At 50.7% G+C, this 1,748-nt stretch carries 3 protein-coding genes, 1 tRNA gene and 1 pseudogene; 4 read left to right on the top strand and 1 reads right to left on the bottom strand.

What is annotated here, in order from left to right:
- The 4 genes and pseudogenes from PsAD13_RS25365 to PsAD13_RS28435 all read left to right on the top strand — a co-directional run.
- Window positions 1-189 (top strand): annotated as a pseudogene (locus tag PsAD13_RS25365) (MerR family transcriptional regulator); the annotation flags it as partial.
- Window positions 190-267: 78 nt separating this feature from the next.
- Window positions 268-507 (top strand): hypothetical protein, encoded by a 240-nt coding sequence (locus tag PsAD13_RS25360; protein ID WP_208986936.1) that lies wholly within the window; start codon window positions 268-270, stop codon window positions 505-507.
- 1 nt (window position 508) lies between these two features.
- A complete protein-coding gene (locus PsAD13_RS25355; protein WP_206599793.1) occupies window positions 509-1,216 on the top strand; it encodes a hypothetical protein in 708 nt (235 codons plus the stop codon).
- Complete coding sequence (locus tag PsAD13_RS28435; RefSeq protein ID WP_206599792.1) at window positions 1,213-1,494, top strand: tyrosine-type recombinase/integrase; 282 nt, start codon at window positions 1,213-1,215, stop codon at window positions 1,492-1,494. The genes PsAD13_RS25355 and PsAD13_RS28435 overlap by 4 nt, the downstream gene beginning before the upstream one ends.
- Window positions 1,495-1,671: 177 nt before the next feature.
- On the opposite strand, the gene PsAD13_RS25350 is transcribed toward PsAD13_RS28435, so the two are convergent.
- Window positions 1,672-1,747, bottom strand: a tRNA-Phe gene (locus PsAD13_RS25350).
- Window position 1,748: the final 1 nt, after the last annotated feature.

Here is a 1,748-nt window from a genome sequence, read left to right as displayed (position 1 = left end):
TGCAACAATGCAATGGATGAGGAAAATATTCAGATACAGATGCATGTCGGACTGGAAGAGCTTCTGGAGGCGATCACTCAGATTATGCGAAGCTCAAAACGTCAGCCTGCCTATCATATTGTCGATTGCGGAGCTTTGTTTTTGAAAGTGCTCGTATCTTGCACAAAGGTTTGTGAGGAGAGCGAATAATCACTTCGGCTCATAAATCACAGGCCCATGCTATCGGCATCAAAACATCTATAACCTGAAGATCGAGAGGGGATCGATATGGCGAGAGCGCAGTTGAACTTGAGTATCCAGCCGTATCGCATGCTGAAGAGAGCTGATGCGGCTTCCTATTGTGGTCTAAGTGCAACCAGCTTCCTGGCCAATTGTCCGGTTCCCGCTGTTCTTCTTCCCGGAGGGCGTAAGGCCTGGGACGTCAAGGATCTGGATCGCTGGATTGAAGGCTTAAAGGAAGACAGCCGTCCATCAGATGATGATCTCCTCAATCAGCTGCGGGCCTGATATGACGATAATCCGGGTCAAAGGCTTCAAGATCTTTAATGACCAGCATGGCAAGCTGCGGTGTTATCATCGCAAGACTGGTGAGCCGATCAATCTGGAAAAAGCGCCAATTGGCAGTGCTGCCTTTCTGGCGGAATGCGAGCGACTGACAAACTTGATGTCAGTGGCTGATACCAGCAGGCCGGGCACGCTCGGCAATCTGATTGACAAGTATCGCGCCAGCTCTGCCTTTCTTGAGTTGGCTGATCGCACCAAGTCGGACTACCAGAAGGTCTTTGATTATCTGGCGCCAATCAACAACACACCCCTCACCCGCTTTACCTCACCCTTCATTGTCAAACTCAGAGACAAGGCAGAGGAGCAGCGTAAGCGGCGTTTTGCAAACTATGTAAAACAAGTGCTTTCCGTTCTGTTTTCATGGGGTAAGGAACGTGGGTTCGTCAAAGAAAACCCTGCTCTTGGGATTAAATCCATTCGCAAACCTAAAAACGCTCCAATCGCCAACAGGCCCTGGACGGATGACGAGCGCAGGGTCGTTTTAAAACACGCCCCGGCTCAAATGATCCCTGCCCTTACCTTGATGATGTATACGGGGCTTGGCCCACAAGACGCGCTTACGCTTGCCAAACAGCAATACCAAAATGGGTTCATCTCAACCCGGCGCGCCAAAACAGGGGCCCGGTCTTTTGGCCTGTCATTGCACCTTTGAAATCAACTCTTGATGATGCGCCAGATCACGAAGCGCCAACGCTTTGTGCAAACTCCAGAGGGCAACCATGGACTGTCTCGGGGTTCAGAGCATCATGGCGCAAACTGCGTATCCAACTTGAGAAACAGAACCTGATTGAACCGGGTCTTACCCTTTATGGTCTGCGGCATACGGTGGCGACCATTTTGCGGGAGATTGGGCTGAACGACAGAGACCTAGCCGCTGCGCTTGGGCATGAGACAGAGGCCATGGGCACGGCTTTATGCAAAAGGGGCTGATTTACGCAAAAGCATGTCGGATATTGCTGTCCGATTTGAAAAGGAAATCACGCTGCGCGGGGAAGAGTTCAGCAAGCAGTTGGAGCAAAAGTGTCAAACCACACTGAGAAAAGTGTCAAACCTTGAGAAAGCTGAGCGAATACTCGGTTTATTATCTAGTAATTTCAAGAAGATAAGTGGTGCCCGGAGGCGGATTCGAACCACCGACACGCGGATTTTCAATCCGCTGCTCTACCAACTGAGCTATCCGGGCA

Source organism: Pseudovibrio sp. Ad13 (genome assembly GCF_001623225.1).
Classification (GTDB): Bacteria; Pseudomonadota; Alphaproteobacteria; order Rhizobiales; family Stappiaceae; genus Pseudovibrio.
This window is presented reverse-complemented; position numbering and strand designations above follow the sequence as displayed.

Bases quoted from the DNA above. Each gene is read 5' to 3' on its own strand.
- PsAD13_RS25360 (WP_208986936.1), top strand. From the start codon at position 268: ATGGCGAGAGCGCAGTTGAACTTGAGTATCCAGCCGTATCGCATGCTG.
- PsAD13_RS25355 (WP_206599793.1), top strand. From the start codon at position 509: ATGACGATAATCCGGGTCAAAGGCTTCAAGATCTTTAATGACCAGCAT.